At 60.5% G+C, this 25,099-nt stretch carries 25 protein-coding genes; 16 read left to right on the top strand and 9 right to left on the bottom strand.

From position 1 onward, the window contains the following. Positions 1 to 166 precede the first annotated feature (166 nt). The 9 genes from urtA (at position 167) to V1277_RS04625 (ending at position 9,076) form a co-directional block, all read left to right on the top strand. Positions 167 to 1,426, top strand: coding sequence for an urea ABC transporter substrate-binding protein (gene urtA / locus V1277_RS04665; RefSeq protein WP_334415185.1), 1,260 nt, complete (start codon positions 167 to 169; stop codon positions 1,424 to 1,426). Between the two features lie 121 nt (positions 1,427 to 1,547). Then, positions 1,548 to 2,474: an urea ABC transporter permease subunit UrtB gene (urtB, locus tag V1277_RS04660; RefSeq protein ID WP_028347328.1), complete on the top strand. Its 927-nt coding sequence runs from the start codon at positions 1,548 to 1,550 to the stop codon at positions 2,472 to 2,474. 18 nt (positions 2,475 to 2,492) lie between these two features. Next, positions 2,493 to 3,638 (top strand): urea ABC transporter permease subunit UrtC, encoded by a 1,146-nt coding sequence (gene urtC / locus V1277_RS04655; protein WP_334415184.1) that lies wholly within the window; start codon positions 2,493 to 2,495, stop codon positions 3,636 to 3,638. A gap of 67 nt (positions 3,639 to 3,705) precedes the next feature. Further along, positions 3,706 to 4,461, top strand: coding sequence for an urea ABC transporter ATP-binding protein UrtD (urtD, locus tag V1277_RS04650; RefSeq protein ID WP_334415183.1), 756 nt, complete (start codon positions 3,706 to 3,708; stop codon positions 4,459 to 4,461). Between the two features lie 69 nt (positions 4,462 to 4,530). Beyond that, positions 4,531 to 5,220 carry an urea ABC transporter ATP-binding subunit UrtE gene (gene urtE, locus V1277_RS04645; protein ID WP_334415182.1) on the top strand — a complete coding sequence of 230 codons (690 nt, stop codon included), beginning with the start codon at positions 4,531 to 4,533 and terminating at the stop codon, positions 5,218 to 5,220. A 36-nt stretch (positions 5,221 to 5,256) separates the two neighbouring features. Further along, the gene (gene fmdA, locus V1277_RS04640) at positions 5,257 to 6,486 is read left to right on the top strand and encodes a formamidase (protein WP_028347324.1); all 1,230 of its coding nucleotides are present in this window, start codon (positions 5,257 to 5,259) and stop codon (positions 6,484 to 6,486) included. An 89-nt stretch (positions 6,487 to 6,575) separates the two neighbouring features. Then, complete coding sequence (locus V1277_RS04635) at positions 6,576 to 6,923, top strand: FmdB family zinc ribbon protein (RefSeq protein ID WP_334415181.1); 348 nt, start codon at positions 6,576 to 6,578, stop codon at positions 6,921 to 6,923. Between the two features lie 40 nt (positions 6,924 to 6,963). After that, positions 6,964 to 8,004 (top strand): aliphatic amidase, encoded by a 1,041-nt coding sequence (locus V1277_RS04630; protein ID WP_334415180.1) that lies wholly within the window; start codon positions 6,964 to 6,966, stop codon positions 8,002 to 8,004. A gap of 229 nt (positions 8,005 to 8,233) precedes the next feature. Then, a complete protein-coding gene (locus V1277_RS04625) occupies positions 8,234 to 9,076 on the top strand; it encodes an aldo/keto reductase (RefSeq protein ID WP_334415179.1) in 843 nt (280 codons plus the stop codon). Between the two features lie 38 nt (positions 9,077 to 9,114). On the opposite strand, the gene V1277_RS04620 is transcribed toward V1277_RS04625, so the two are convergent. The 4 genes from V1277_RS04620 to V1277_RS04605 form a co-directional block, all read right to left on the bottom strand. Continuing rightward, complete coding sequence (locus V1277_RS04620; RefSeq protein WP_334420281.1) at positions 9,115 to 10,704, bottom strand: ATP-binding protein; 1,590 nt, start codon at positions 10,702 to 10,704, stop codon at positions 9,115 to 9,117. Then, positions 10,704 to 11,408, bottom strand: coding sequence for a response regulator transcription factor (locus V1277_RS04615; protein ID WP_334415178.1), 705 nt, complete (start codon positions 11,406 to 11,408; stop codon positions 10,704 to 10,706). The genes V1277_RS04620 and V1277_RS04615 overlap by 1 nt, the downstream gene beginning before the upstream one ends. 34 nt (positions 11,409 to 11,442) lie before the next feature. After that, on the bottom strand, positions 11,443 to 12,927 hold the full coding sequence (locus V1277_RS04610; protein WP_334415177.1) for a DUF4153 domain-containing protein: 1,485 nt from the start codon (positions 12,925 to 12,927) through the stop codon (positions 11,443 to 11,445). Positions 12,928 to 13,213: 286 nt separating this feature from the next. Beyond that, positions 13,214 to 13,543, bottom strand: coding sequence for a hypothetical protein (locus tag V1277_RS04605; RefSeq protein ID WP_334415176.1), 330 nt, complete (start codon positions 13,541 to 13,543; stop codon positions 13,214 to 13,216). Here V1277_RS04605 and V1277_RS04600 point away from each other — a divergent pair. Further along, positions 13,523 to 14,524 (top strand): glycoside hydrolase family 3 N-terminal domain-containing protein, encoded by a 1,002-nt coding sequence (locus tag V1277_RS04600; protein WP_334415175.1) that lies wholly within the window; start codon positions 13,523 to 13,525, stop codon positions 14,522 to 14,524. The genes V1277_RS04605 and V1277_RS04600 overlap by 21 nt on opposite strands. A gap of 43 nt (positions 14,525 to 14,567) precedes the next feature. On the opposite strand, the gene V1277_RS04595 is transcribed toward V1277_RS04600, so the two are convergent. From V1277_RS04595 to V1277_RS04585, 3 genes are all read right to left on the bottom strand, one after another. Next, positions 14,568 to 15,743, bottom strand: a complete 1,176-nt coding sequence (locus tag V1277_RS04595; protein WP_334415174.1) for an OpgC domain-containing protein — start codon at positions 15,741 to 15,743, stop codon at positions 14,568 to 14,570. Positions 15,744 to 15,920: 177 nt separating this feature from the next. Beyond that, complete coding sequence (locus tag V1277_RS04590) at positions 15,921 to 16,196, bottom strand: hypothetical protein (RefSeq protein WP_334415173.1); 276 nt, start codon at positions 16,194 to 16,196, stop codon at positions 15,921 to 15,923. A gap of 170 nt (positions 16,197 to 16,366) precedes the next feature. Continuing rightward, entirely contained in the window at positions 16,367 to 17,005 is a 639-nt protein-coding gene (locus V1277_RS04585; RefSeq protein ID WP_334374036.1) for a S24 family peptidase, read from the bottom strand. A gap of 130 nt (positions 17,006 to 17,135) precedes the next feature. Between V1277_RS04585 and V1277_RS04580 the strand changes: the two genes are divergently transcribed. The 3 genes from V1277_RS04580 to V1277_RS04570 are packed head-to-tail and all read left to right on the top strand — an operon-like array spanning position 17,136 to position 18,459. After that, a complete protein-coding gene (locus tag V1277_RS04580; RefSeq protein WP_334415172.1) occupies positions 17,136 to 17,669 on the top strand; it encodes a GcrA family cell cycle regulator in 534 nt (177 codons plus the stop codon). Continuing rightward, on the top strand, positions 17,666 to 17,836 hold the full coding sequence (locus tag V1277_RS04575; RefSeq protein WP_334415171.1) for a hypothetical protein: 171 nt from the start codon (positions 17,666 to 17,668) through the stop codon (positions 17,834 to 17,836). The genes V1277_RS04580 and V1277_RS04575 overlap by 4 nt, the downstream gene beginning before the upstream one ends. 47 nt (positions 17,837 to 17,883) lie before the next feature. Beyond that, entirely contained in the window at positions 17,884 to 18,459 is a 576-nt protein-coding gene (locus tag V1277_RS04570; protein ID WP_334415170.1) for a DUF6456 domain-containing protein, read from the top strand. Here V1277_RS04570 and bamA read toward each other — a convergent pair. Next, the gene (gene bamA, locus V1277_RS04565; RefSeq protein ID WP_442894447.1) at positions 18,440 to 20,785 is read right to left on the bottom strand and encodes an outer membrane protein assembly factor BamA; all 2,346 of its coding nucleotides are present in this window, start codon (positions 20,783 to 20,785) and stop codon (positions 18,440 to 18,442) included. The two genes, V1277_RS04570 and bamA, sit on opposite strands and share 20 nt — an antisense overlap. Before the next feature lie 237 nt (positions 20,786 to 21,022). On the opposite strand from bamA, the gene V1277_RS04560 reads away from it, so the two are divergent. After that, on the top strand, positions 21,023 to 22,075 hold the full coding sequence (locus tag V1277_RS04560; protein WP_334415169.1) for a hypothetical protein: 1,053 nt from the start codon (positions 21,023 to 21,025) through the stop codon (positions 22,073 to 22,075). A gap of 20 nt (positions 22,076 to 22,095) precedes the next feature. On the opposite strand, the gene V1277_RS04555 is transcribed toward V1277_RS04560, so the two are convergent. Next, entirely contained in the window at positions 22,096 to 23,652 is a 1,557-nt protein-coding gene (locus V1277_RS04555; protein WP_334420279.1) for a winged helix-turn-helix domain-containing tetratricopeptide repeat protein, read from the bottom strand. 144 nt (positions 23,653 to 23,796) lie between these two features. Between V1277_RS04555 and mddA the strand changes: the two genes are divergently transcribed. After that, positions 23,797 to 24,573: a methanethiol S-methyltransferase gene (gene mddA, locus V1277_RS04550; protein WP_334415168.1), complete on the top strand. Its 777-nt coding sequence runs from the start codon at positions 23,797 to 23,799 to the stop codon at positions 24,571 to 24,573. A gap of 36 nt (positions 24,574 to 24,609) precedes the next feature. Next, positions 24,610 to 25,032 carry a GFA family protein gene (locus tag V1277_RS04545; RefSeq protein ID WP_334420278.1) on the top strand — a complete coding sequence of 141 codons (423 nt, stop codon included), beginning with the start codon at positions 24,610 to 24,612 and terminating at the stop codon, positions 25,030 to 25,032. Positions 25,033 to 25,099 lie beyond the last annotated feature (67 nt).

Here is a 25,099-nt window from a genome sequence, read left to right as displayed (position 1 = left end):
GCTCCTGCCCAGTTCGACCGACCCGCTTGGCCCAGCAAACTCCGTACCAAAGCCTCACGTCGCTATTTTGCGGTGCAATATACGCAATCCCACGTATCTGTGCGGTGCACAATTCTGGGCAATCCTCGCCTGACCAATAAGCGTTCTCGAACAAAATGGGGTGCTCATGTCAGACGAACCAAACAAGGGCCTGCGGTCTCCGCTTCGCCGCAAACTGCTGATGGGCGCGGCGGCGCTGCCGCTCATTTCGATCCTTCCTCGGCCCTCATTCGGGGCAGGTCCCGCAACCGCCACGGTCAACACCACGGGGCTCGCGGTCACCGATACGGAGGTCACCGTCGGCATCCTGCACTCGGCCACCGGCACGATGGCGATCTCGGAGACGGGCTCGATCCAGGCCGAAAAGCTCGCGATCGAACAGATCAACGCCGCCGGCGGCGTGCTCGGGCGCAAGATCAAGTTCATCCAGGAAGACGGCGCCAGCGACTGGCCGACCTTTGCGGAAAAGGCCAAGAAGCTTCTCGTCAACGACAAGGTCGCAGCGATCATGGGCTGCTGGACCTCGGCATCGCGCAAGGCGGTGCTGCCGGTGGTCGAGCAGTACAACGGTATGCTGTACTATCCGACCTTCTATGAAGGTCTCGAGCAGTCCAAGAACGTCATCTACACCGGTCAGGAAGCGACCCAGCAGATCCTCGCCGGCCTGAACTGGATCGCCAAGGAGAAAGGCGCCAAATCGTTCTTCTTCATCGGTTCGGACTACATCTGGCCGCGCACCTCGAACAAGATCGCGCGCAAGCACGTCGAGAACGTGCTGAAGGGCAAGGTCGTCGGCGAAGAATATTACGCGCTCGGCAGCACCCAGTTCAATTCGGTGATCAACAAGATCAAACTGACGAAGCCCGACGTCATCTTCACCGACGTGGTCGGCGGCTCGAACGTCGCCTTCTACAAGCAGCTCAAGGCGGCCGGCGTCGACCTGTCGAAGCAGGCGCTCCTGACGATTTCGGTGACCGAGGACGAGATCGACGGCATCGGCGGCGAGAACATCGCGGGCGCCTATGCCTGCATGAAGTACTTCCAGTCGCTCGACAATGCCAACAACAAGACGTTCGTTCCCGCCTTCAAGAAGATGTGGGGCGAGAAGACCGTGATCGGCGACGTGACGCAAGCCGGCTATCTCGGCCCGTGGCTGTGGAAGCTGACTTGCGAGAAGGCCGGTAGCTTCGACGTCGACAAGATCGCAGCCGCTTCGCCCGGCGTCGAATTCAAGGAGGCGCCCGAAGGCTACGTGCGCATCCATGAAAACCATCACCTCTGGTCGAAGACCCGCGTCGGGCGCGCCAAGCTCGATGGCCAGTTCGAACTGATCTTCGAGACCGCGGACCTGATCGAGCCCGATCCGTTCCCGAAGGGCTACCAATAAGCGCGGAACCTTCCCGCAACTTTCCAACCGCTCCCTGGCGTGGACCGTCAATCCGCGCTTCACGACCCCGCGTCGCGAATTCTCTCGCGACGCGGGGACCTTCCTCCGGCGGAGAAGTCAGATGTTCGGCGACTATTCGATTGGCGATCTGGGCTCCATCTTCGTCATGCAGGGTTTTGCGGGCCTGATCCTGTTCTCCGTCTACGTGCTGATGGCGCTCGGCCTTGCCATCATCTTCGGCCAGATGGGCGTCATCAACATGGCGCATGGCGAGTTTATGATCCTGGGGGCCTACGTCACCTGGATGACGTCGAATTTGTTCCAGAGCTATCTGCCAGGTCTTTTCAGCGGCTATTTCTTTCTCGCGATGATGCTGGCTTTCCTCGCCTCCGGCGCGCTCGGAATGCTGGTGGAGTGGGTGCTGATCCGTCATCTCTACAAGCGCCCGCTCGACACGCTGCTCGCCACATGGGGCCTCAGCCTCATACTGCAGCAGGCCTATCGCTCCGTCTTCGGCGCCCGCGAGGTCGGCGTCGAGCTGCCGCAGTGGATGCTGGGCTCGCTCAAAGTGACCGACAGCATCGAGGTGCCGATCAACGGCATCTTCGTGATGGGTCTCACCGTCTCGATCACGTGCGCGGTTGCGTACGTCATTTACAAGTCGCGCTGGGGCCGGCAGGTCCGCGCGGTCGTGCAGAACCGGATCATGGCCGGCGCCGTCGGCATCAATACCGAAAAAGTCGATCGCTACACCTACGGCCTCGGTTGCGGGATCGCCGGGATAGCGGGAAGCGCTTTTACCATGATCGGCTCGACCGGTCCGACCTCGGGGCAACTCTACATTGTCGACACGTTCCTGGTTGTCGTGTTTGGCGGCGCCGCGAGCCTGCTCGGCACCATCGCGTCGGCCTTCTCGATCTCGCAAACGCAATCGACGCTCGAATTCTTCATGTCGGGCTCGATGGCCAAGGTTCTGACGTTGCTCGCCGTCGTCGGAATCCTGATGTTGCGGCCGCAGGGTCTCTTCAGCCTCAAGGTTCGCAAGTAAGAACAAGAAAGCACGGTCATGATCATCAACGCGCGCTTCTTCAATCGCTCCGAACTTATCGGCTTCGTTGCACTGGGCCTGATCCTGCTCGTGATCCTGCCGCTGTCGCTGGATGTGTTCCGTCTCAATCTGGTCGCGAAATATTTGACTTACGCCTTTGTCGCGATCGGCCTCGTGCTGTGCTGGGGCTATGGCGGCATCCTGAGCCTGGGCCAGGGCGTGTTCTTCGGCCTTGGCGGCTACTGCATGGCGATGTTCCTCAAGCTGGAGGCATCCAGCGTCGAGAACACCAAGATCCAGTCCACGCCCGGCATTCCCGATTTCATGGACTGGAATCAGATCACCGCGCTGCCGCTGTTCTGGCAGCCGTTCCACAGTCTCACCTTCACCGTTCTCGCCATCATCCTGGTCCCAGGCCTCTTCGCCCTGATCATCGGCACGGCAATGTTCAAGCGCCGCGTCGGCGGCACCTATTTCGCGATCATCACCCAGGCCGTCGCCGCCATCCTAACCATCCTGATTGTCGGGCAGCAGGGTTATACCGGCGGCATCAACGGCATGACCGACCTGCGTACGCTGAAGGGATGGGACATCAGGCCGGACCACGCCAAGGTCGTTCTATACTTCTTTGAAGTGTTCCTGCTGTTCGGCTGCATCCTCTTCGCGCAGTTCATCCGGCTGACAAAGCTTGGCCGCATCCTGGTGGCGATGCGCGAGCAGGAAGATCGTGTCCGCTTCTCCGGCTACAGCGTCGCCAATTTCAAGATTTTCGCCTTCTGCATGGCTGCGATCTTCGCCGCGATAGGGGGCGCCATGTTTGCACTCAATGTCGGTTTCATGTCGCCGTCCTTTGTAGGCATCGTGCCGTCGATCGAAATGGTGATCTACACCGCCGTCGGCGGACGGACGTCGATCTTCGGCGCGGTGTGGGGGGCGCTGCTGGTCAATTTTGCCAAGACCGGCCTTTCGGAATCCTTCCCGCAGCTCTGGTTGTTCGGCCTCGGCGCGCTGTTCATCGCGGTCGTGCTCGCTTTCCCGAACGGCTTGTCCGGCATCTGGGCGGATCACGTCCAGTCGCGCATCGATCGCCTGATCAGCTCGATCAAGAAGAAGTCCGGCGGCTGGGCCAGCAATTCTGTCGCCGATGGCGCGCCGGCAGAGTGAGGAGGACATCATGCTCATCGGTCATCTCGGTTGCCGATGCCACACTGGCGAAATGAGGAGATAGATAATGCTCATCGGTCACCAGCCCAAACCCTTCCTGCTCGCGGTCGAAGCGCTCACGGTGTCGTTCGACGGCTTCAAGGCGGTGAACAATCTTTCCTTCTATGTCGAGGAGAACGAGATCCGCGTCATCATCGGCCCCAACGGCGCCGGCAAGACCACGGTGCTCGACCTGATCTGCGGAAAGACCAAGGCCACCTCAGGCTCGATCCAGTTTCGCGGCAAGGAGCTGACGAAGCTGAAGGAGAACCAGATCGTACAGACCGGCGTGGGGCGCAAGTTCCAGACCCCATCGGTGTTTGAGGATCTGACCGTATTCGAGAATCTCGAGATTTCCTATCCGCGCGGCCGCACTGTGTTCGGCTCGCTCGCCTTCCAGCGCGATACTTCCGTCAAGCAGCGCATCGCGGAAGTCGCCGAGATGATCTTCCTGAAGGATCGTCTCGATACCTATGCCGATCAGCTCAGCCACGGCCAGAAGCAATGGCTCGAGATCGGCATGCTGCTGATCCAGGATCCGGAACTCCTGATGCTCGACGAGCCCGTCGCCGGAATGAGCGTCAACGAGCGCGCCAAGACCGCCGAACTCTTGAACCGTATCATCAGGGATCGCTCAGTGCTCGTCATCGAGCACGACATGAAATTCGTCGAGGACATCGCCCACAAGGTTACGGTGCTGCACCAGGGCCAGATCCTGTCGGAGGGAACGATGGAGAAGGTCAAGAACGATCCGAAGGTGATCGAAGTTTACCTCGGGCACTAGCGCATGATCCCGGAAAGTGGCGTCCGGTTTCCGGACAAGATCATGCGCAACAAATAAGGAGCAGGGCAGATGCTGGCTATTTCGGATCTCCACGTTGCCTACGGCCAGAGCGAAGTGCTGCACGGCCTCAACGTCTCGGTCGCGCCCAATGAGATCGTGGCGATCATGGGCCGCAACGGCATGGGCAAGACCACGCTGATGAAGTCGCTGATGGGCATCGTGCCGACCAAGAGCGGCTCGGTGAGCATGGCTGGCGTCGAGCTCAGCGTAATGCCGAGCTACGAGCGCGTCGCCAAGGGCCTCGCCTACGTGCCACAGGGCCGCATGATCTTTTCCACCATGACGGTCAAGGAGAACATCGAGACCGGCCTCGTGGTGTCGGGCGGCTCGGAGGTGCCCGGGGACATCTACGAATTGTTTCCGGTGCTGCTGGAGATGAAAGGTCGGCGCGGTGGCAATCTCTCCGGTGGGCAGCAGCAGCAGCTCGCGATCGCCCGCGCGCTCGCCACCAAGCCAAAAGTGCTGCTGCTGGATGAGCCGACCGAGGGCATCCAGCCGTCGATCATCAAGGACATGGCGCGCACCCTGAAGCGCATCCGCGACGAGCGCGGCCTGTCGATCGTCGTTTCCGAACAGGTGTTGAGCTTTGCGCTCGACATAGCCGACCGCGTGCTGGTCATCGAGAACGGCGAGATCGTCCGCGACGAGCCGCGCGACAGCGTCGATGCCGCGCAAGTCTCTAAATTCCTGTCCGTGTAAACCCGCAAACCGTGCTGTCTAAAAGGGGAGCTATAGATGCCAGAGACACTGATCAAGGTCGATCTTTCGAAATCGGCCTACGACAACGACATGATCCACAACCGCTGGCATCCCGACATTCCGATCGTGGCGTGGGTCAATCCGGGCGACGATTTCATCATCGAGACCTATGACTGGACCGGCGGTTTCATTAAGAACAACGATTCCGCCGACGACGTGCGCGACATCGACCTCTCGATCGTGCACTTCCTGTCCGGCCCGATCGGCGTGAAGGGCGCCGAGCCCGGCGATTTGCTCGTGGTCGACCTGCTCGACGTCGGTCCGTTGAAGGAAAGCCTGTGGGGTTTTAACGGCTTCTTCTCCAAGCAGAATGGCGGCGGCTTCCTGACTGACCATTTTCCGCTGGCGCAGAAATCGATCTGGGACATCAAGGGTCTCTACACATCGTCGCGCCACGTGCCCGGCGTAAATTTTGCTGGATTGATCCATCCCGGCTTGATCGGTTGTCTGCCCGATCCGAAATTGCTGGCGACCTGGAACGAGCGCGAGACCGCGCTGATCGCGACCAATCCGACGCGCGTGCCGGGCCTTGCCAATCCGCCGTTCGCCGCGACCGCGCATGCCGGCCGCGCCAAGGGCGATGCCAAGGCCAAGGTCGGTGCCGAAGGCGCCCGCACCGTGCCGCCGCGTGAGCATGGCGGCAATTGCGACATCAAGGATCTGTCGCGGGGCTCGAAGATCTTTTTCCCGGTCTATGTGCCGGGCGGGGGGCTCTCGATGGGTGATTTGCACTTCAGCCAGGGCGACGGTGAGATCACTTTCTGCGGCGCAATCGAAATGGCCGGCTGGCTGCATCTGAAGGTCGATGTCATCAAGGATGGCGTCGCCAAGTATGGGATCAAGAATCCCGTGTTCAAGCCGTCGCCGATCACGCCGAACTACAAGGATTACCTGATCTTCGAGGGCATCTCGGTCGACGAGGCCGGTAAGCAGCATTACCTCGACGTCCACATCGCCTATCGCCAGGCGTGTTTGAACGCGATCGAGTATCTTAAGAAGTTCGGCTATTCCGGCGCGCAGGCCTATTCGATCCTCGGCACCGCGCCGTGCCAGGGCCACATCTCCGGCGTGGTCGACGTGCCGAACGCCTGCGCCACGCTGTGGCTGCCGACGGAGATTTTCGACTTCGACATCATGCCGTCGTCGGCCGGACCGATCAAACACATCAAGGGCGACATCCAGATGCCGATCTCGCCGGACAAATGATGCAGCGGGCGAAGGATGCGGGACGGCCAGTATGCCGGCCGCCCGCATCCGTCGCGGAACGACAACGAAAGATCGCGCGAGGAAACCAGATGCCCGTCTACGAATATCTCTGCAACGATTGCGGCCCGTTCACGGACATGCGGCCGATGGCCGAATGCGACGACCCGCAGGACTGTCCGAACTGCGAAAATGAATCGCCGCGCGTGATCCTGACCGCACCGGCGTTCTTCTGCATGCCATCAGAAAAGCGCAAGGCGATCGCCACTAACGAGCGCAGCGCCCATGCGCCGAAAACGGTCGCGGAATACAAGGCTTCGCACGGTCCCGGCTGTGGCTGCTGTTCGACCGGCAAGAAGAAGCCGGCCCGGCTCATGACCAAGACGAAGAGCGGCGCCAAGGGCTTTCCAACCGCGCGCCCCTGGATGATCAGTCACTAACGGCGCGATCCTTCCAACTCAAACCAGAAGAGGCGGTCCAATGCTCCACGGTGACATTTCCTCCAGCAACGACACGGTCGGCGTCGCCGTCGTCAATTACAAAATGCCGCGTCTGCACACCAAGGCCGAGGTGCTCGACAACGCCCGAAAGATCGCCGACATGATCGTCGGTATGAAGCTCGGCCTGCCAGGCATGGATCTCGTGATCTTCCCGGAATATTCCACCCACGGCATCATGTATGACTCCAAGGAGATGTACGAGACAGCCTCCCAGGTCCCGGGTGACGAGACGGAAATCTTTGCCGAAGCCTGCCGCAAGGCCAAGGTGTGGGGCGTGTTCTCGCTCACCGGCGAGCGCCACGAGGAGCACCCGCACAAGGCGCCGTACAACACCTTGATCCTGATGAACGACAAGGGCGAGATCGTCCAGAAATATCGCAAGATCATGCCGTGGGTACCGATCGAAGGCTGGTACCCGGGCAATTGCACCTATGTTTCCGAAGGCCCCAAGGGCCTGAAGGTCAGCCTCATCATCTGCGACGACGGCAATTTTCCGGAGATCTGGCGCGACTGCGCCATGAAGGGCGCCGAGCTGATCGTGCGCTGCCAGGGCTACATGTATCCCGCCAAGGAACAGCAGATCCTGATTTCCAAGGCGATGGCCTGGGCCAACAATGTCTATGTCGCGGTCGCCAACGCTGCAGGCTTTGACGGCGTCTACTCCTACTTCGGTCATTCCGCGATCATCGGCTTCGACGGCCGCACGCTCGGCGAGACCGGCGAGGAGGAATACGGCATTCAGTACGCGGGATTGTCGAAGAGCCTGATCCGCGACGCGCGCCGCAACGGCCAGTCGCAGAACCATCTCTTCAAGCTGCTGCACCGCGGCTATACCGGCATGATCAATTCCGGCGAAGGCGCGCGCGGCATGGCGGCCTGTCCCTACGATTTCTATGCCAAGTGGATCGCCGACCCCGAAGGCACGCGTGAGATGGTCGAAGCGATGACGCGTTCGACCGTCGGCACCGACGAATGCCCGATCGAGGGGATTCCGAACGAGGCGACGGCGAGCAACTACTAGCCGGTGAGCGTGCCACACATTCGAATGTCGTCCCGGCCCTCATGCGCAATTGCGCATCAGGAGCCGGGACCCACAACCACGAATGTGGGTTGTAGCACTGCGGTCGCAGTTCCTTCATGTCTGACCTTCGTGGTTATGGTCCCTGCTTTCGCAGAGACGACGTTGTGGAGACATCATTGCCCGTTTCGTCTAAGATCCGCGTCTGTGACTTTTGACGAGCGAGGCGACCTTGCAGAAAAGAAAATTCGGCACCAATGGCCCCGACGTCTCCGTGATCGGCCAAGGCACCTGGTATCTCGACCGCGGCGACCGCAAGGCCGCGACTGCGGCGCTGCGCCGTGGCATCGAAACCGGTATGACCCATATCGACACCGCCGAGATGTATGGCGATGCTGAGCCCGTGATAGCCGATGCGATCGCGGGACTGCCGCGGGAAAAACTCTTCCTGGTCTCAAAGGTGTTGCCGAGCAACGCCTCGCGGCGCGGCACCATCACCGCCTGCGAGCGCTCGCTAAAGCGGCTGAAGGCCGATTATCTCGACTGCTACCTGCTGCACTGGCGCGGCTCCTATCCGTTCGAGGAGACGGTGGCGGCGTTCGAGGAACTGGTGACGAGCGGAAAGATCCGTTCCTGGGGTGTCAGCAATTTTCATTCAGATGATCTCGACGAACTCGTCGATATCGCAGGCGAGGGCAAGATCGCCTGCAACCAGGTGCTCTATCATCTGCAGGAGCGCGCGATCGAGCACGCCGTGATCCCGTGGTGCGAGAGGCATGGCGTCGCCGTCGTCGCCTATTCGCCGTTCGGCCACAATGACTTTCCGTCGCCGCGCAGCAAGGGCGGCGAGGTGCTGCAGGCGATTGCCGATGCACACAAGGCGACCCCGCGCCAGATCGCGCTGGCGTTTCTCACGCGCACGGCGTCGGTGCTCGCGATTCCAAAAGCTTCCAGCGCAGAACACGCGGCCGAGAATGCGCGGGCGGGGGACTTGAAGTTGAGCGAGGCCGAGATTGCCGCGCTCGACAAGGCTTTTCCGCTTGGTCCCAAGCCGCGGGGTTTGCCGATGCTGTAGCCTCTCCCTATCCCCGCGCTTCGCGCGTCTGACGGACTTCAGGCGGCCGGAAACTGCAGTTCGAACGCGACGCCCTTGTCGGACGGCAGGAGCCGGATCGATCCGCCGTGGCTGGTCATGATAGCCTGGACGATAGAGAGTCCCATTCCCGTGCCGCCGGTGTCGCGGCGCGTGGTGAAGAAAGCGTCAAAGATCTTCTCCCGGTTCGCTTCGGATATCGGATCGCCATCATTGCTGACCGTCATCCTGACGGATCCATTTTCCTCGGCCGCTTCGAGCCGCACGGCCTTGGCGTTATGACGGATGGCGTTGTCGGTCAGATGCGACAACACGATCAGCGCCTTTTCGCTGGACATGCCGATCGCGCGGTCTGGGCACCCCGTTGCATCGATTGTGCGTGTCGGAAACCGGCTCTTCAATCCGCCGATGACCTGCGACAGCTCGCTCTGCTCGTTCTGCGGCGCGGCCTCGGCGCGCGCCAGTTCGCGTAAGCGCTGGCTCATGGCTTCCAGGCGCCCGGTGTCCCCCAGAATGTTCGATATGAAGTTCTTCTGTTCCATCCGGGTGAGGGTGTCTGTCTTGCTCTGCAGGGAATCCAGCAGTAGTTCGGCGGCACCCTTGATCGATGTCAGCGGCGACTTCAATTCGTGGGTAAGGTGCGCCGAGAAGGTCGCGATGTAATCCGACCGTCGCGACAATTGTTCGGCCATGTCGAGAAAGCTGTGCGACAACTGGGCAAACTCGCGCGTGCCGTAATGGGCGAGGGGCCGAAATGCATCGCGATCGCCACGGCTGATGCGCGCGGCGCGATCGACCAGCTCGCGCATCGGGCGGGTGATGGTTCGGGAGAATACCAGGCCGATAAAGATGGTCGCGAAAACAACCGCAAGCGCCGCCAGAATGAACTTGCCGCGTTCCTGATAGAGGTGGTCGAAGATGTTGCTCGGGGTCCTCGACGTATAGATCACGCCTGCGACACGGTTATTGACGACAACAGGCATTGCCGAGAACACGTGGACGCCGACGCCGCGGCTGATCGAATAGATCGGAGGAGGAGGCTTGTCGGGTTTGCGAATCCGCAAGGCCGCCCGGTATTGTCCCTTGAGCGCTGTGGCTATCTCCTCGATATGGGCGAGCGATTGGCCGACCTCGTCACGGCCGGCAATCACGACGCCATGGGGATCGAGGATGCGGAAGCCGGCCAGCGTGACTTTCTGGGTTTCCCGGATAATCGGCGTCAGCCGCGAGCCGATCTCGACATAGGGTTGCGATGCGGGTGCGCTTGCCGGAAGTGCGTCAGGCCGCCGCCGAAGCAGGTCGCCGCCGGCAGCGAGATCGAGCGCGGGTCGGATCGGCGTAAGCTGGTCTTCCCGGCCCAGGCGCGCTTCGGCCGGAATTTCGGCGCCGAGTGCGATGCCGGCGTTAAGGCGGGTTTCCACTTCCCGCGCATAGACCGCGGCAAGCACCCGGCTTTGCGCGATCAGCTCGGCCTGGGTTTGGTGAATGAGCTGGTTGTCATAGAGGCGGAAGAAGAATAGCCCGACCAGCGGCAGTGTCGCCGCAGCGGCGAGCGCGGCAAAAATGACCTGTCCTACCGACGGCCGCCATTTTTCAGCCTTGCGAGGCATCATGCCTGGAGCTCGCATCGCCCGAGCTTGAAGCCGACGCCGTGAATGGTTTCGATGACGTTGTCGCAGTTCACGGCGGACAGCTTGGCGCGGATATTGCGAATATGGCTGTCGATGGTGCGATCCGACACCTGGATGTTGAGCTGATAGGCGGCGCTCATGATCTGCTCGCGGCTGAAAACGAGCGTTGGCCGTGTCAGGAATGCCCTGAGGATTCCAAACTCGATGGCCGTGAGGCGCAGCGGCCTGCCCGCAAACTCGGCAATATGCTGGCCGGGATCGATGAACAACTTGCCTTGCGACAGCGTAGCCGAGGACGCCTTTGCGTCCTGCCCACGTGAGGTGATGCGGCGCAGGATGACGTTTACCCTCGCTACGAGTTCGCGCGGGCTGAAGGGCTTGGTGACATAGTCGTCACCGCCGATCTCCAGGCCCAGTACGCGATCGATCTCGTCGTCGCGCGCGGAGAGAAACAGGATTGGAACGTCTGAGGTTTTTCTTATTTCGCGGCAAACGTCCAAGCCGTCGAATTCCGGCATGCCGATATCCAGAATGATCAGATCCGGCTTGTCGGCGGCAAAGCGGGTCAACGCTTCCTTGCCGTCGCGCGCTTCAAAGACGGTCATTCCGACCTTCTTTAGTGCAACACGGATGACCTCGCGTATATGAAGGTCATCGTCAACGATGAGAATGCGGTGCGTCAAACGTCTCTCCCGGCGCAATCGGCTTGCAGTCGAACTAACCTGTGGTCGAACTCTTCGGTTGGGCTTCCAGGGCACGCTGGAGGCGCCAACTCCGAAAACCCCAGGAGCGCCAGGAAGCGGTCTCTTTGGCTTGTTGTTCTACAAGGCAACTACGGCGGGAAACAAGGGCCGGATCGAACCCGCGAAGGGCGATGGCCCGGTCGACCGCAGGCAATGCCTGCGGCCCGAGGGATAGCAGATAGGTCATATCGATCCACACTCCTTTGCCGCCCGCTTCGCGGCTATGGTTGACATTATAGTTTGCGATGATGGCGGCGAAGTTCACCAGCGAACAGATGTAGAGGGTCGCCGTCAGGGTGATGAGGTTGGCGCGGATCAGCCAATCATTCGAGCGGTTCAGAACGATGCGGACGACGATGAGCACGAGCCCCACCGCGACCAGCGCCATCCAGATGAAGGCCGCGACGCGCCACCAGGTCAGCAGATAGATTTGGACATAGAGATCGAGGCGCAGGATCGACGACATCACCAGCAGAACATTCTGCGCCACCCATAGATAGACCAGCGGCCGAATCACTTTCGATTGCTCGGCCGGCCCACCCGGTCTCATCGCGGCCAGAACGAAGCCTGCCGCCAGAAGCGCCGTGACAATGAGGGGATAGGCGCCTCGATGGGCGTAGGAGGCGTAGCTGATATCGGCGGGCAGGGCCACGTTGCCCCAGAGATAGATCGCATCGAGGATGGTTTGAACGGCGAACAACAAGTTGAACAGGACCAGCGAACGCAGGATCGTCGCGACGCCGAAAAACTCCATCCGGTCCGATCGCGGCGTCTGATCCGCCGCTTCGACCAAGGCGGACGAAACCGCCATCTTGCTGCGCCACCAGACGTGGATGAAGGGCCATATGATCGACAGCGCCACAGCCCAGAACAATATCCGACCCAGGCTCAGATAAGAGGCAGCATCGCCCGGGTTCATCAGGCGGATCCACTTCTCCAGCAATGGATTTGCCGAGACCAGCAGAAGAACGAAGATACCGCCGAGGGCCACGGGAATGAACCAGATCGTAAGACCGGTCTTCAGTGACGGCAGATTGAACAAGCCTATGGCATCCCGAAAAAACCGGAAGGGGCCGACCAGAAACAGATCGCATAACGCCGCCGCCTGTTCACTGAGCTTGTATCTTTGCAGATTGGTGGTCAGCAACAGACCAACGCTGAGCGCCAGAATCATGGAGGCCAGAGAAGCCGTGTTGAATTCCTCGATAGCCGGTACAAGTCCGGCCAACACGAGCACGCCGGCCAGCAGCATCCGACTTCTGTTCAACGTTGCGAAATTGGCGGTGAGTGAGCCCAGAGCCAGTGCGAGCGCAAAGACGACCGCAGAAATTCCGATTTGTTGGCCGTAGAACAACCAGTCGGCCAGGGCCGCCAGCGCCACGGCAATCGCGGGTTTGACCGGGATCGGGCTCTCCTGGGCAGAGCCTGCATCGGATGCCGGCGTGGTGAGGTCGGTCATTGTTGCGCTACCTGTCTGGAGGGGAAAATTGCAAATCAGCGCCGTCGCAGGTCGCTCGCATAGCCACCACCCGTCGTTAGCTAATCTTGTGGGAATAGGCATTCGAAGACCGACGCTGCGTTGCAAGACGGACTATCTGGCGCGGTTGTGCAATTGGTTGGAGCGCCGTCTGCAAGAGTTCAGGATTTTTCTGCAGTTTCCGTGCAGGTGCGATTATGCGCTCGCGCCGGCATGACAAGTTTGATACGGGCAATGGTCTCATCTGATCCCCTTGCCCAAGCTCCCATCATTTTTCATGCAAAGTCTCAAACGTATCGGCCTGATCCTGGTCTGGCTCGCTGGAATAGCCTTCGTTTTCGCTGCTGCGAACAAAAACGATCCCTATCTGATTTCGCTGCGGGGAACGGGAAACATTGCTCTGGCTACTGCGAGCGTGATTGCCGCCGTTTTGCTCATCCGCTGCGGTTATTGGAGAAGAGGCGTTGCGGGAAGGGCGCTCATACTGCTGTGGTGCCTGCCATTGCCGTCGATGCTCGGTGCGCATGCTGCGTTTGAATGGCGCAAGCAACGGGTTCTGCGGGCCGATGCTGCACAGGTGCGCAGCCTTGGAAAGCATTTTATCGTTGGGTACTCGTCATTCCCGGAGGTTTCAGTTCTCGCCGAGAAGGGCCTGATATCCGGCGTCTACATCACCAAGCACAATGTCGCGGGATCGCCGGCGACGCGTCTGAAGGAGGAGATTTCGGCGCTGCAGGCAAAGCGGCGCGCTGCCGGCCTGCCGCCCCTGATCGTCGCGGCCGACCAGGAAGGCGGCATCGTATCGCATCTGGCACCGCCTTTGACCAAGCTGCCGGCGCTATCGACGCTTGCGAGCCTGGCGCCGGATTTGCGCGCCGAGAAAGCAGAGGCGTTCGGGCGCACGCACGGGCAGGAGCTGGCGGCGCTCGGCGTCACCCTGAATCTTGCGCCGGTGCTGGATTTGCGACCTGAACTGAAGCATAGCCGGTTCGACTTCAACACGCTGATCGGCCGCCGCGCGATTTCCGATGATCCGGCGGTCGTCGCCGAGATCGGACGAGCTTATGTGAGCGGCCTCGAAGCGTCCGGCGTCGGAGCGGCCGTCAAGCATTTTCCGGGGCTCGGCCGCGTGCGAGCCGATACCCATCATTTCAGCGCCGACTTGGATGCGCCGCTCGATGAACTCGAATCGTCGGACTGGATTCCATTCAGGAAGGTGCTGGCCGGCACGAAAGCGCAACTGATGATCGGGCATGTGACGCTGACGTCCGTCGACCCGGACCGCGCCGCGTCTCATTCCAAACGCGTCGTCGACGGCATCATTCGCAAAAAATGGAGCTATCAGGGCGTCGTCATAACGGACGACCTTGTAATGGGGGCAATCTATCAACGCAATGTCTGCACGGCAGTGGTCGAGGCGCTCAATGCCGGCGTCGATCTGCTGCTGGTTGCCTTCAACGGCGCGCAGTTCTATCGCATCTTCACCTGCGCCATGGCGGCGTCGGCCGAAGGCAGGCTCGACGCCGCCATGTTGGACGACAGTGAGACGCGGCTGAAAGGGGCGTTCCCTGTGGATTGAGGGACCGCGGTGCGGGGGGCGGAAGGCAAGATGCCGGCGCGAACTACTTCGCGAACCGGCCTTCCTTCGGCAGCTCCGTCATTGCCCGGGTCCGGAATGCGGGCTTGTGATCCTGCTGTTTGGACCACGACACATAGTAGGCGATGGCTGTCATGATCGAAATCCCAGCGAAGCTGACCAGGACATGCAGGGCAAGCGAATCCGGGCCTGTGATCAGGACGAGATGCGCGGCAAACGAGAGAAACACCCCGGCGCAGAACACCGCCAGCCATTCCTGGCCGCACTTCATGATCGGCTGTAACGCCTGCCATCGGAATCCGCGCCAGCTCCGCGGCACCATGTAGGTAAAGAGAAAGGCCAGTGCCAGGAAATGAAGCACCCTGTAGGGGGCAAGGTTTTCCCCATCGTTGGAAGAAAAGACATCGCGCAGGAAATCCGGCACGATGCCAGCTTGCGGAAACTTCCCTGCAACTGTGACGACCAGCGCAAAGAGCAGGTACAGCCATGCCGCAGCGCGCAGGATTGCGAGGCCCTGGAGGGTGCGTATGGCGTGCACCTGGCTGGCACCGCCTAGCCCAAACCAGGCGCCGAGCACAAACAGGAGTTGCCAGGAGAATGGGTTGAGATGCCAGCGTCCGTCCGGAAACGAAGACAGATTCCAGTCGAGCAGGCGGGATGCGAAGTAGAGACCAATCGATCCGGCGATCGTGAGGTTCGGCCGCCGCATCATGCCGAACAGCACGATCGGAAAGAACGCCATCAGCACGATGAACAGTTGCAGCACGTCGAGATTGAGCGGCTTGGCCTGAAGCAGCAGGCCGTGAATCAGCGTCCGGATCGCATGGTCGACGATCCCCGTAACATTGAACTCGCCGATAAGCTCGGGGGCGCGGGATCTGCGCGCGACATATCCGATCAGTTCGATATAGATCACGAACAAAACGACGTAAGCGGCGTAGAGCTGCCATAGCCGCTTGAAGATGCGGGTCGTCGACACGACGAAACCGCGTTCCAGCATCATCTTTCCATAGAGGATCGCCGCGGTGTAGCCGCCGATGAATACAAACAGATCGGTGGCGCCGCTGAAGCCGAAATTGCGCATGGTCAGCAGGCTCACCGCATTATGCGGGACGTGATCCAGAAAGAGAAACCAGGCCGCGATGCCAAGCAGGAGACAGAGTCGGAGATCGCGGTCGCGCGCGGCGAGCTCGGCCTTCATTGACGGATACATTTCTGGCTAAGACTTTACATGTCGGAGGAATCGAATCGCGAATCTAGCGCGATTGTCCGCACCGTCGGAATAGACTTTGCGTGAAGAATAATTAAGCAAGTTGTCGGCGATTAAAGCCCGCCCATCAATCACAATGTTTTGAGGGAATAGCTTGACCGAACGCGGTCACACTCTCTCGTGCTTGCGCAGATCGCGGATGTGATCGAAATGGCCGGCCTGCAGATCGGCGCCTGTCGCGCCGATCTCAGGAAGGGCCGCCTCGCTCAGAATGTCGGCCGTGATGTCCTCGACCGAGCAATCCGCGATTTCGTGGATGAAGCTGATATTCTTATACTCACCCGACGCGACCCGGGAGATGACCTCGCGCCTTGTGATTTCCGGATCGACGATAGCCTCGCGACCGCGGCGGCCGTAGTCGATCATCACGACGAAATATTGCATATTGGCGATCTGACCTTATCCCGCGCGCCGAAATCGACGAAAAAGAGTATTTCTGAAAATCGGAAATTAGTCAAGTTAAAATTCCGAAAAACAGAAGTTGCGATCGAGGTCGGTGAGACAGTCACGCCTCAGGCAGGACTTGTTGATTCGGAAGGTGCGAGCCGCGCTGATTACTTTTCCGACATGCGTCCGCCGGTCGCCCTTGCTGCCTTGCGCGAACGGGCCGCCGCCTTGTTGCGCAATCGTTCGATCTGGCCCCTTGGCAGGGTGACGCAGATCTCGCCGATCCATTCGAGCTTTACGCCGGCGATCGGCTTGGCATTGAAGCTCGTCAGGTTAACCGACGCTGGGGATTTTCCGCGCTCGATCGTCTTCAGATAGCGCTCGCCGGTCTTCAGGCGGACTGCGGCTTCCTCGCCGTAGAAGCTCGACAGCGGGTGGCGCTGCTCGCGATAGACGACGATAATATCGCCATTTTCGTACTTTGGCAGCATGGAATCGCCGGCTACCTCGAAGGCGATGGTTTCTTCCGCGATCGGGAAGGGCAGTTCGACTTCGCCGAGGCCTTCCGGCGGCACCTGCTCATGTTCCGGCTCGATCGAGGCGCCAGCGCCTACCCGACCCATGATCGGCACCGAGTTCAGCTCGAGATATTCGATGATCGGCGCGATTTCAGACGCCTTGATCAGCCGTATCCCGGACAGGATTTCCGAAACCGCGCCGGGACGAACGCCCATCGCGGCGGCCAATCCGCCCTTGGTCTTGCCCGGCTTTTCCAGGCCCCGCTCGATCAATCTGATGTCCAGCATGATCACACCTTTCCGAATTTCAGAAACAATAGCAGTTCCGATTATCGGAAATCAAGCTTGACTTTCATTTCGGAATATCAGAAATTGATTGCCGGCGTCGGGCGGCGTTGACACGAGCAAGGAAAACAAGATGGAACTGTCGAACTGGGCGCCCGAGCATTCGGACGCGCTGCGGGAATTTCTTGCCAAAGGCATGAGCTATTCGGAGGCCGCGCGAGCGATCAATTCACGATTCAATACGTCCTACACTCGCAGTGCAGCGCTCGGACGCGCACGGCGCCTCGGACTAGGAGCTGACGATCGCCTGCAACCGTCTATGCCCACCAAGCCGGCGGACCTGCACGAGATCGGACAGCCTCGTGCCAGTGATTCGAGGACGTCTGCGCTTGTCTGGCCGGTGCCGTTGTTTAAGGAGATCAAGCCGCTCAAGCTGCGCTGCGCGGCGATCGAGCCACTGCATATCTCCCTGACCGAGCTGGAGAGTGGTGACTGCCGCTATCCCTATGGCGGCGATGAAGAGAGTGAGGTTATTACTTTCTGCGGTCACCCGCGCCGCCCGGGTTCGGCTTACTGCACGCCGCATTTTCATTTGAGTCGCAACCCGGTCGTGCCGTCCGAACACGCGGTGAGCACCGCCCTGCTGCGGATGTTGGAGACGGCATGACGAACGCTGCTGTCACATGCGTAGCCGACAGGCTGAAACGGCTGCCGCGCCGCCATCGGATCGCTCACCTGCGTGCGCTGATCGGACTTCAGCCGGAGGGCTGCGGCCGGCGGGATGAATTGTCCGAATTGCTGCGCGACGAGATATCGAGCGCATCAACCGAATAGATCTTCCGGTCGATACCGAAATTCACTGTTTTCAAGGAGCATATCAGATGCCGAGAGCCAAACGCCGAAAGCCGTACAATCCCGCCAAGGCGCATGACCGGAGGTCGCGCGATTTGTTACGCAATGCCGAAGTCGCAACCATCGAGGTTGATAATCCCCTGGCGTTGGAGCCGGGCGAGAAGATCGTTGCGCTACGGTCGATCCGCAACGACCCCCTCGCTCGGTTACATTCCCACCGCCAGATCGACGAGGCGCAGTACCAGGCGGGAAGGGCGTTCCAGAGCGACTGGGAGAAGGCGGAGCGCGGCCCGCGTGCGGTCGATCCGACCCGGGAATATGTCGATGGCGGGCAGCAGCGCGAACCGATCACCGAGGGCCAACGCAAGGCCGTGCTGCGGTTGAACCGTGCCGAGCGCGAACTTGGGGCGGATGGCTCGGCGCTGGTGCATGATGTCCTGGTCCAGGGAATGACCATGGAACAGGTCGGCGAGCGGAGGGGACTGCGCACCAAGCGATGGCATGACTATTTTTCAAGGCGATTGCGCGAATGCCTCGACCGGCTAGCGCTGTTGTACGGGTTCGCGACGGAGCATCCTGTTCCGGTCAAAACCCTCCCGCGCTAAAGCGCAGAGGCTGCACCACGTCATAGGCCGCCTTCGTCAACGGTACGGCATAGTCGACGGTCAAGGCGCCGAATGGCGAGGCCCAGGTCAGGCCGGCACCGACCGACGAGCGCACGACATTCTTGTTGGCGACCTGAAGCGATGCCGTCGATCCGCTGTAGCGGAATACGCTGCCGGCGTCGACGAAGGCCGTGGCCCTGAGGCCGTATTCGTTGGGCACGCCGGGGATCGCGCTCTGCAGTTCGGCGGTCGTTGCCCAATAGGCGCTGCCGCCGACATTATCCATCGTGGTGCCCGGCGTCAGGTCGCGTGGGCCGAAGCCGTTCGGAGCAAAGCCTCGCACCATGGTCGGGCCGCCGAAGAAGTTGTTCATCAGTGGCACCTGCTGACCGCCCCAACCAGTAACGTAGCCGCCCTGGGCGCGCACCATGCCGACCAGGTCGCTATTGAGCGATTTGTAATAGCGCACGTCTTCCGTGGTCTTGAGGAATTTCACGTCGCCGCCTAGTCCGGCCAGATCCTGGCTGAGCTGCGATCTGATTCCGCTGGTCGGGCTCTTTGTGTTGTCAAGCGTACTGTAGGTCACCGTACTGCCGGGGGCGGAGACCCAGGTCGGGCCGGCGGCGGCCGCCTGCCGGACGGCCAACGAGGGCGTCAGGCCGGAGCTGTTCGGCGATAGCGTGATGTTCTGATTGTAGATCGAGTAGCGCCACTGCACGCCGAGCTCCTCGTTGATCGGCGTACCCAGTTGCAGCCTCGCGCCGTAGGTGGTGCTGCCGTAGGATTGGTAGCTATTGGCGTCGTTCTGGCGACCGAAAAGTTCGATTCCCGCGGCGACCTTCGTGCCGAGAAAATACGGTTCGGACGCGGCCAGATTGATGCCGCGCGCATATTGGCCATACGTGAAGGTGGCCTGCACATTCTTGCCCGTGCCGTAGAAATTTCGCTCGCCTACTTTGACCTCGACGAGCGCACCATCGACAGTCGAGTAGCCGCCAGCGATGTTGAAATCACCGGTCGCCTGATCAACCGCCTCGACATCGAGGACGACATGATCCGGCGCTGAGCCCGGCCGGTTCGATATTTTCACCGTCTTGAAGTAGTTCAAGTTCTTCAAGCGCCGCTCGGCCCGATCTATCAATGTCTTGTTGTAGGGGTCGCCTTCGGCGATATCGAATTCGCGTCGGATCACATAGTCGCGGGTCCGCGTGTTGCCGTGAATTTCGATCCGCTCGACATAGGCTCGAGGCCCCTGTTCGATCACGAAGGCAACGTCGATGCGTTGCGCTGTGGCATCACGGGTGAGTCGCGGCGTCGCCTGGGCAAAGGGATAGCCGAGTTTTGCCATTTCGACCGCCAGTAGCTCGGTGGTCTTGTCCAGGGTGTTGCCGTCGAACACCGCGCCTGGATGGGCGGCGGGAAGGGCACGAAGCTTGTCGCAATCCATGCCCGGGACGTTGCAGGCGACGCTGACTTCCCGGAAGCGATAAAGCGGGCCTTCGTCGATTGCGAAGTTGAGCGTGAACCCCTTCGCCGCCGGATCATACTCCGCCTTTGCCGATGAGACGCTGACATCGGCATAACCTTTGCTGCGGTAGTAGAGGCGTAGCTGTTCCTGGTCTTGCGCGACGCGGTCGGGATCGTAGACGTTACCGCCGGTCAGAAAACTCAGCATATGGGTGGCGGAGGTCTTGATCACGGCACTGAGCTGTCGCTTGCCGAAGGCCTTGTTGCCCGTGAAATCGATCCGCTGTACCGGCGTCTTTGCGCCCTCCGTTACGGCATAGATGAGGTCGACCCGGCCGTTGCCGCGGTCGATGATTTGCGGATCGACGCTGACCTCGGCGCGGCCGACACGCCGGTAGGCCCCGATGATGCGGCCGACGTCGGACTGCACGGTGGCGCGTTGCAGCGAGCCGCGCGGCTTGGATTCGATGGCGGCGGCGAGGTCGGCGTCCTTGACTTTCCTGTTGCCTTCGAATGCGACGCGGTCGAGTACGGGCGCTTCGGACAGATGCACGACAAGCCGATCGCCGGCGCGTTCGATGGAAACTTTCTCGAACAGGCCGGTTGCAATCAGTGCTTTCAGCGCCGCATCACGCGCGGCATCATCGAAATGTCCGTCGGCGTTTGGATGAAAGTGTGAGCGTACAGCCTCGGCGTCGACACGGCGGTTGCCTTCGACGATGATCGTATCTTGCGATGCCGGCGCGGCTTCGGTGACGACCGGCGTCGCGAAAATCAGACCGAGGGCGCCGGCAAGGCGGCAAACGGCCACCCCCGATCGGAACGGTCGGTTGCGCTGCGTGATGCGTCTGATCTCCACGTCCCGCCGGACTCCCAGTTGATCGGCTGAGATCGAATTGCCCGCGCGGGGCGAAAAAATGTCTGGGATAAGGTGAGTTGCGGGCGACTTTTTCGCGACACGCCACAATTTAGGCGCCTTCTGTTAATGCCGATTTTCTCAGAATTGTCGCAATGCACGCTTCATGCTTCGCCATCGAGAGAGCCTCGGATGCTTGCGCAGGAACCGCGCAGGCGTTCACGCTCGCAGGAGCATCACATGCGATATGCCGCCTTCATTGCCGCCGCGCTGATCTTGATTCAGCCTGCGCACGCAGAGAAGGCGCCGGAGGTCGATCCGCGCGCCTCGCTCGGGGTAGTCCAGCAGTGGATCTATAACTACCGCGCCAAGCCAGACTATGCACATGTCCCCGCAGCCGTCCGGGTGCTGTTTCACTCGCAAACATTCAAGGAGCCGGAGAACGCCGGCATTTACCTGGGCTTTATCGCCGGTGCGATTGGTTCCAACCCGGCCAAGGCCGAGCAGCTCATTGCCAGTTTCTTCCCCGTTCGGCCGGAAGACGAATGGGTGATTGTCCGCGCCATCGCCTATTCGGGGCTGCCTGACTGGAGAAACGTTCTGCGCCGGGTGGCGCCACGAATGCCGGGCAGGCGGGTCATGATCGACAGCTATCTCGCGGGCAAGCTGCCGACGTTGACCGACATCCCGTTGGAAGAGGCAAAGCCCGGCATGATGGACAAGTTGCGCGGCGCCTTCACCAAGAATCCGTTTGCCAAGGAAGAGCGGAAGCTGAACACGACGCTCACGTTGGCGAGCAACCAGGATTTGCTGGATACGCTGTGGGGCTACTATTTTGCGACCGGCTCGCATGCCCCGATCCAACGCATTATCCAGATGCTGCCATGGAGCAAGAGCCGCGACACGATCGACAAGCTGACGGTCGGAAGCATGGCGCGGTATACGTTGGCAAGCTATGCGATCCGCGATGCCAGTTTGCGCGAATACCTCCGCAGCGAACTTGCAAGGCAACCGGCGGCAGTCAAGGCACCGCTTGCCGAAGTAGTCGAGGCGGCGGACACAGTGCAGATTGCAGCGCTGCGCAAGGATGCGCTGGCCGCCGTGGATGAACTCAAGACCAAGGGCTCCGATAGCCGCCGGGATCTCAGCTTCTGGGGCCAGGTTGGCGTCGGCGCGGTTGCGCTCGGTTGCGTCTCTGCGGCCGCGTTAGGGCAGGTCGCAGTCGGCATTCCCTGCGTGATCGGAGGCTCGGCCTCGCAGGGATTGCTGTCGTTCTGGGAAAAGCAGCAGTAATCAGGGCCGGTCGCGGAAGCTCATTCCAATCCGGCGCGGCGAAAGCCTTCGAGATAGTGCTCGCGATCGGCATCGAGCTTCCAGGGTAACTGCGTCGCGATCCAGGCGAGCGAGATATTCGGCTGAGTCCGGCGCAACTCCTGAAGCGCGGTGCGCGCCAGTTCGATCTGGCCGGTCATGCCGGCGGCGACCGTCAGCACCCGATAGGCGCCGGTGAGGTCGCCACGCTGACGCGTCGCCTCGCGTGCCAGTGCGATGGCTTCCTGATAGTTCCGTCCGACAAATTGGGCGTAGGCGGCAACGCCGTAATAGATCGCCGAAGAAGGATCGCGGGGACTCTGACGGATGGCGCGTTGCGTCGCCGCATAGGCGTCCGTCCAACGCCCGGTATAAGACAGCGCAAGGGCATAGTACCCCTGCGCCAGGGAGAAATTGGGGTTGAGCTGGAGCGCCAGTTCGAATTCGGCCAGCGAACGGTCGAGCCGGCGCGTGGAGAAATACACGCTGCCGAGGGCCGTATGCGCCCAGGCATCCTCCCTGTCGGCGGCAATCGCCGCCAATGCTGCTTGCTCGGCCACGGGTGCTGCGGTTGCAAGATCCGTCCAGCCCAGATGCACGCCGAACATATGGTTGGTCGCGAACAGCGCCAGCGCCTGGCCGTAGTCCGGATCGAGCGCAATGGCGCGTTCCAGCAGCGCTTGCGCGGCGATGCTGTCGGGTTGCGTTACACGCCAGTGATGCGAAAGCGCCCGCATCACCAGGTCCCATGCATCGATGCTGTTGGGCGGCTTGCGCCGGCTGCGAAAATTCTCCGCCGCGTAAATCTGCGGCTCGATCGCGGTGACAATGGCATCCGTGATCTCGTCCTGTACCGCGAATACGTCAGTTAGGTCGCGGTCGTAGTGCTCCGCCCAGATGTGGCTACCGGTTGCCGTGTCGTTGAGCTGCGCGGTGATGCGTACGCGATCGCCGCTTCTTCGCACGCTGCCTTCGACTACGTAGCGCACGCCAAGCTCGGCAGCGACCTGCCTCATATGCACCGGCTTGCCTTTATAGGTGAATGACGAGTTGCGCGCGATCACGAAAAACCAGCGCAATTTCGACAACGCAGTGATGATGTCCTCGCTAATTCCGTCGGAGAAATACTCCTGCTCGCGGTCGCCGCTCATATTGTCGAACGGCAGTACGGCTATCGCCGGACGGTCGGGCAGCGCGAGTCCCGCACGTGGCTGTTCTGCTTCTATTGACAATGCGACCTTTGCATCGCACGGCCCATTCACGTCGCCGACGAAGCGAACTCCTTTGCGGGGAATGGTGCGGATGAGTCTCTGTTCTTTTCCGTTGTCGCCGATCGCATTGCGGGCAGCGTTGATTCGGCTGTCCAGCGTGGAGTCCGAGACGATCCGCCCACCCCACACCAGCGCAATGAGATCATCCCGGCTGACCACGCGATCGCGGTGCTTCAGCAGGTGAACCAGCAAGTCGAATACTTGCGGCTGCATCGCAACCAGATCGCCGCCACGGCGCAGCTCGCGACGATCGGTGTCCAGGATGTGATTATCGAAGTTGAATCTCACTGGCCTCATCGCATCTATTCTCAAGAAACAATCAAGTCCGTCTCATGAAGAGATCAAGCGTCAGGCAAAGACCTGTCGCCGTTCTCCGCGCATCCTGCCAAAATCGGGAGTTCCAATCCCATTGCCCGGACCGGAGCCAATTTCATGATGGAAAATCAAACCCTCAGCCCGGCGATGCCGGGCAATCGAGTGCTAAGATTCACTGCATTTCTGTTCGGAGGTGTGGCCTATCTCACATTTCTGTTCACGATTCTGTACGCCATCGGGTTCGTTTCGGGCCTCGCCGTGCCGAAGACGATCGATACCGGCGCGAAAACAGGGATATTGGAGGCAATTGTCGTCAATCTCGGGCTGATGTCGTTATTTGCCATTCAGCACAGCGTCATGGCGCGTAAGTCGTTCAAACACTGGTGGACGCAGTTTATTCCGAGATCTGTCGAGCGAAGCACTTATGTGCTGTGTGCAAGCCTGACACTTCTGTTACTGTTCTGGCAATGGCGTCCGATGCCGGCCGTCATCTGGAATGTCCAAGAGCCTGAAATGGCCATGGTGATCGCGACGCTGTCATTCGTTGGTTGGGTAGTCGTGTTCACGAGCACCTTCCTGATCAATCATTTCGAACTGTTCGGATTGCATCAGGTCGCCAACAATCTCGTTGGCCGCGAGATGCCGGCACCAGTCTTCCGGACGCCGTTGTTCTACCGGTTTGTCCGGCATCCGATCTATCTCGGCTTCATCATCGCCTTCTGGGCGGCCCCGACGATGAGCGCCGGGCATCTGCTGTTCGCAGCGGTGACCACAGCCTACATTTTTATTGGTATAGTGCTTGAGGAACGCGACCTCGTCGACATGTTCGGCGACGAATATCGCCGTTATCGTCAGCGCGTTTCGATGCTGTTTCCTTGGCACAAACTAACCTAGCCACTTTTCAAGTGGCTGGATAGGAGACGGAGAATGATGAAGCATACTGGAAGCTGTTTTTGCGGTGTGGTTGAAATCCAGGTCACGGGGGCGCCGGAAGGAATGGGCTATTGTCATTGCCGTTCTTGTCGTTCGTGGTCCGGGGGACCCGTGAATGCGTTCACGCTGTGGAAGCCGGATGCAGTACGGATCACGGCAGGTGCGCAACATGTTTCGACGTTCGAGAAGACGCCGATGAGTCAGCGCAAGTACTGTGCGGAATGCGGCGGTCACCTGATGACAAACCACCCGACGCTTGGGCTGGTCGATGTCTTTGCCGCAACCCTTCCGACGCTACCTTTCTCGCCCGGCGTGCACATCAACTACGCCGAGACGGTGCTGCCAATGCGGGATGGGTTGCCCAAACTGAAAGATTTCCCGGCTGAGTTTGGCGGGTCCGGTGAAGTGATTGCCGAGTAGGCGAAGCGGAGTTGCCGTAACGACTCAGCGGACGCTGTTCACTGCGCCTCTAATCGATAAGACGCGG

It is taken from the genome of Bradyrhizobium sp. AZCC 1588 (assembly GCF_036924735.1).
In the GTDB taxonomy this organism is placed as follows: Bacteria; Pseudomonadota; Alphaproteobacteria; order Rhizobiales; family Xanthobacteraceae; genus Bradyrhizobium.
This window is presented reverse-complemented; position numbering and strand designations above follow the sequence as displayed.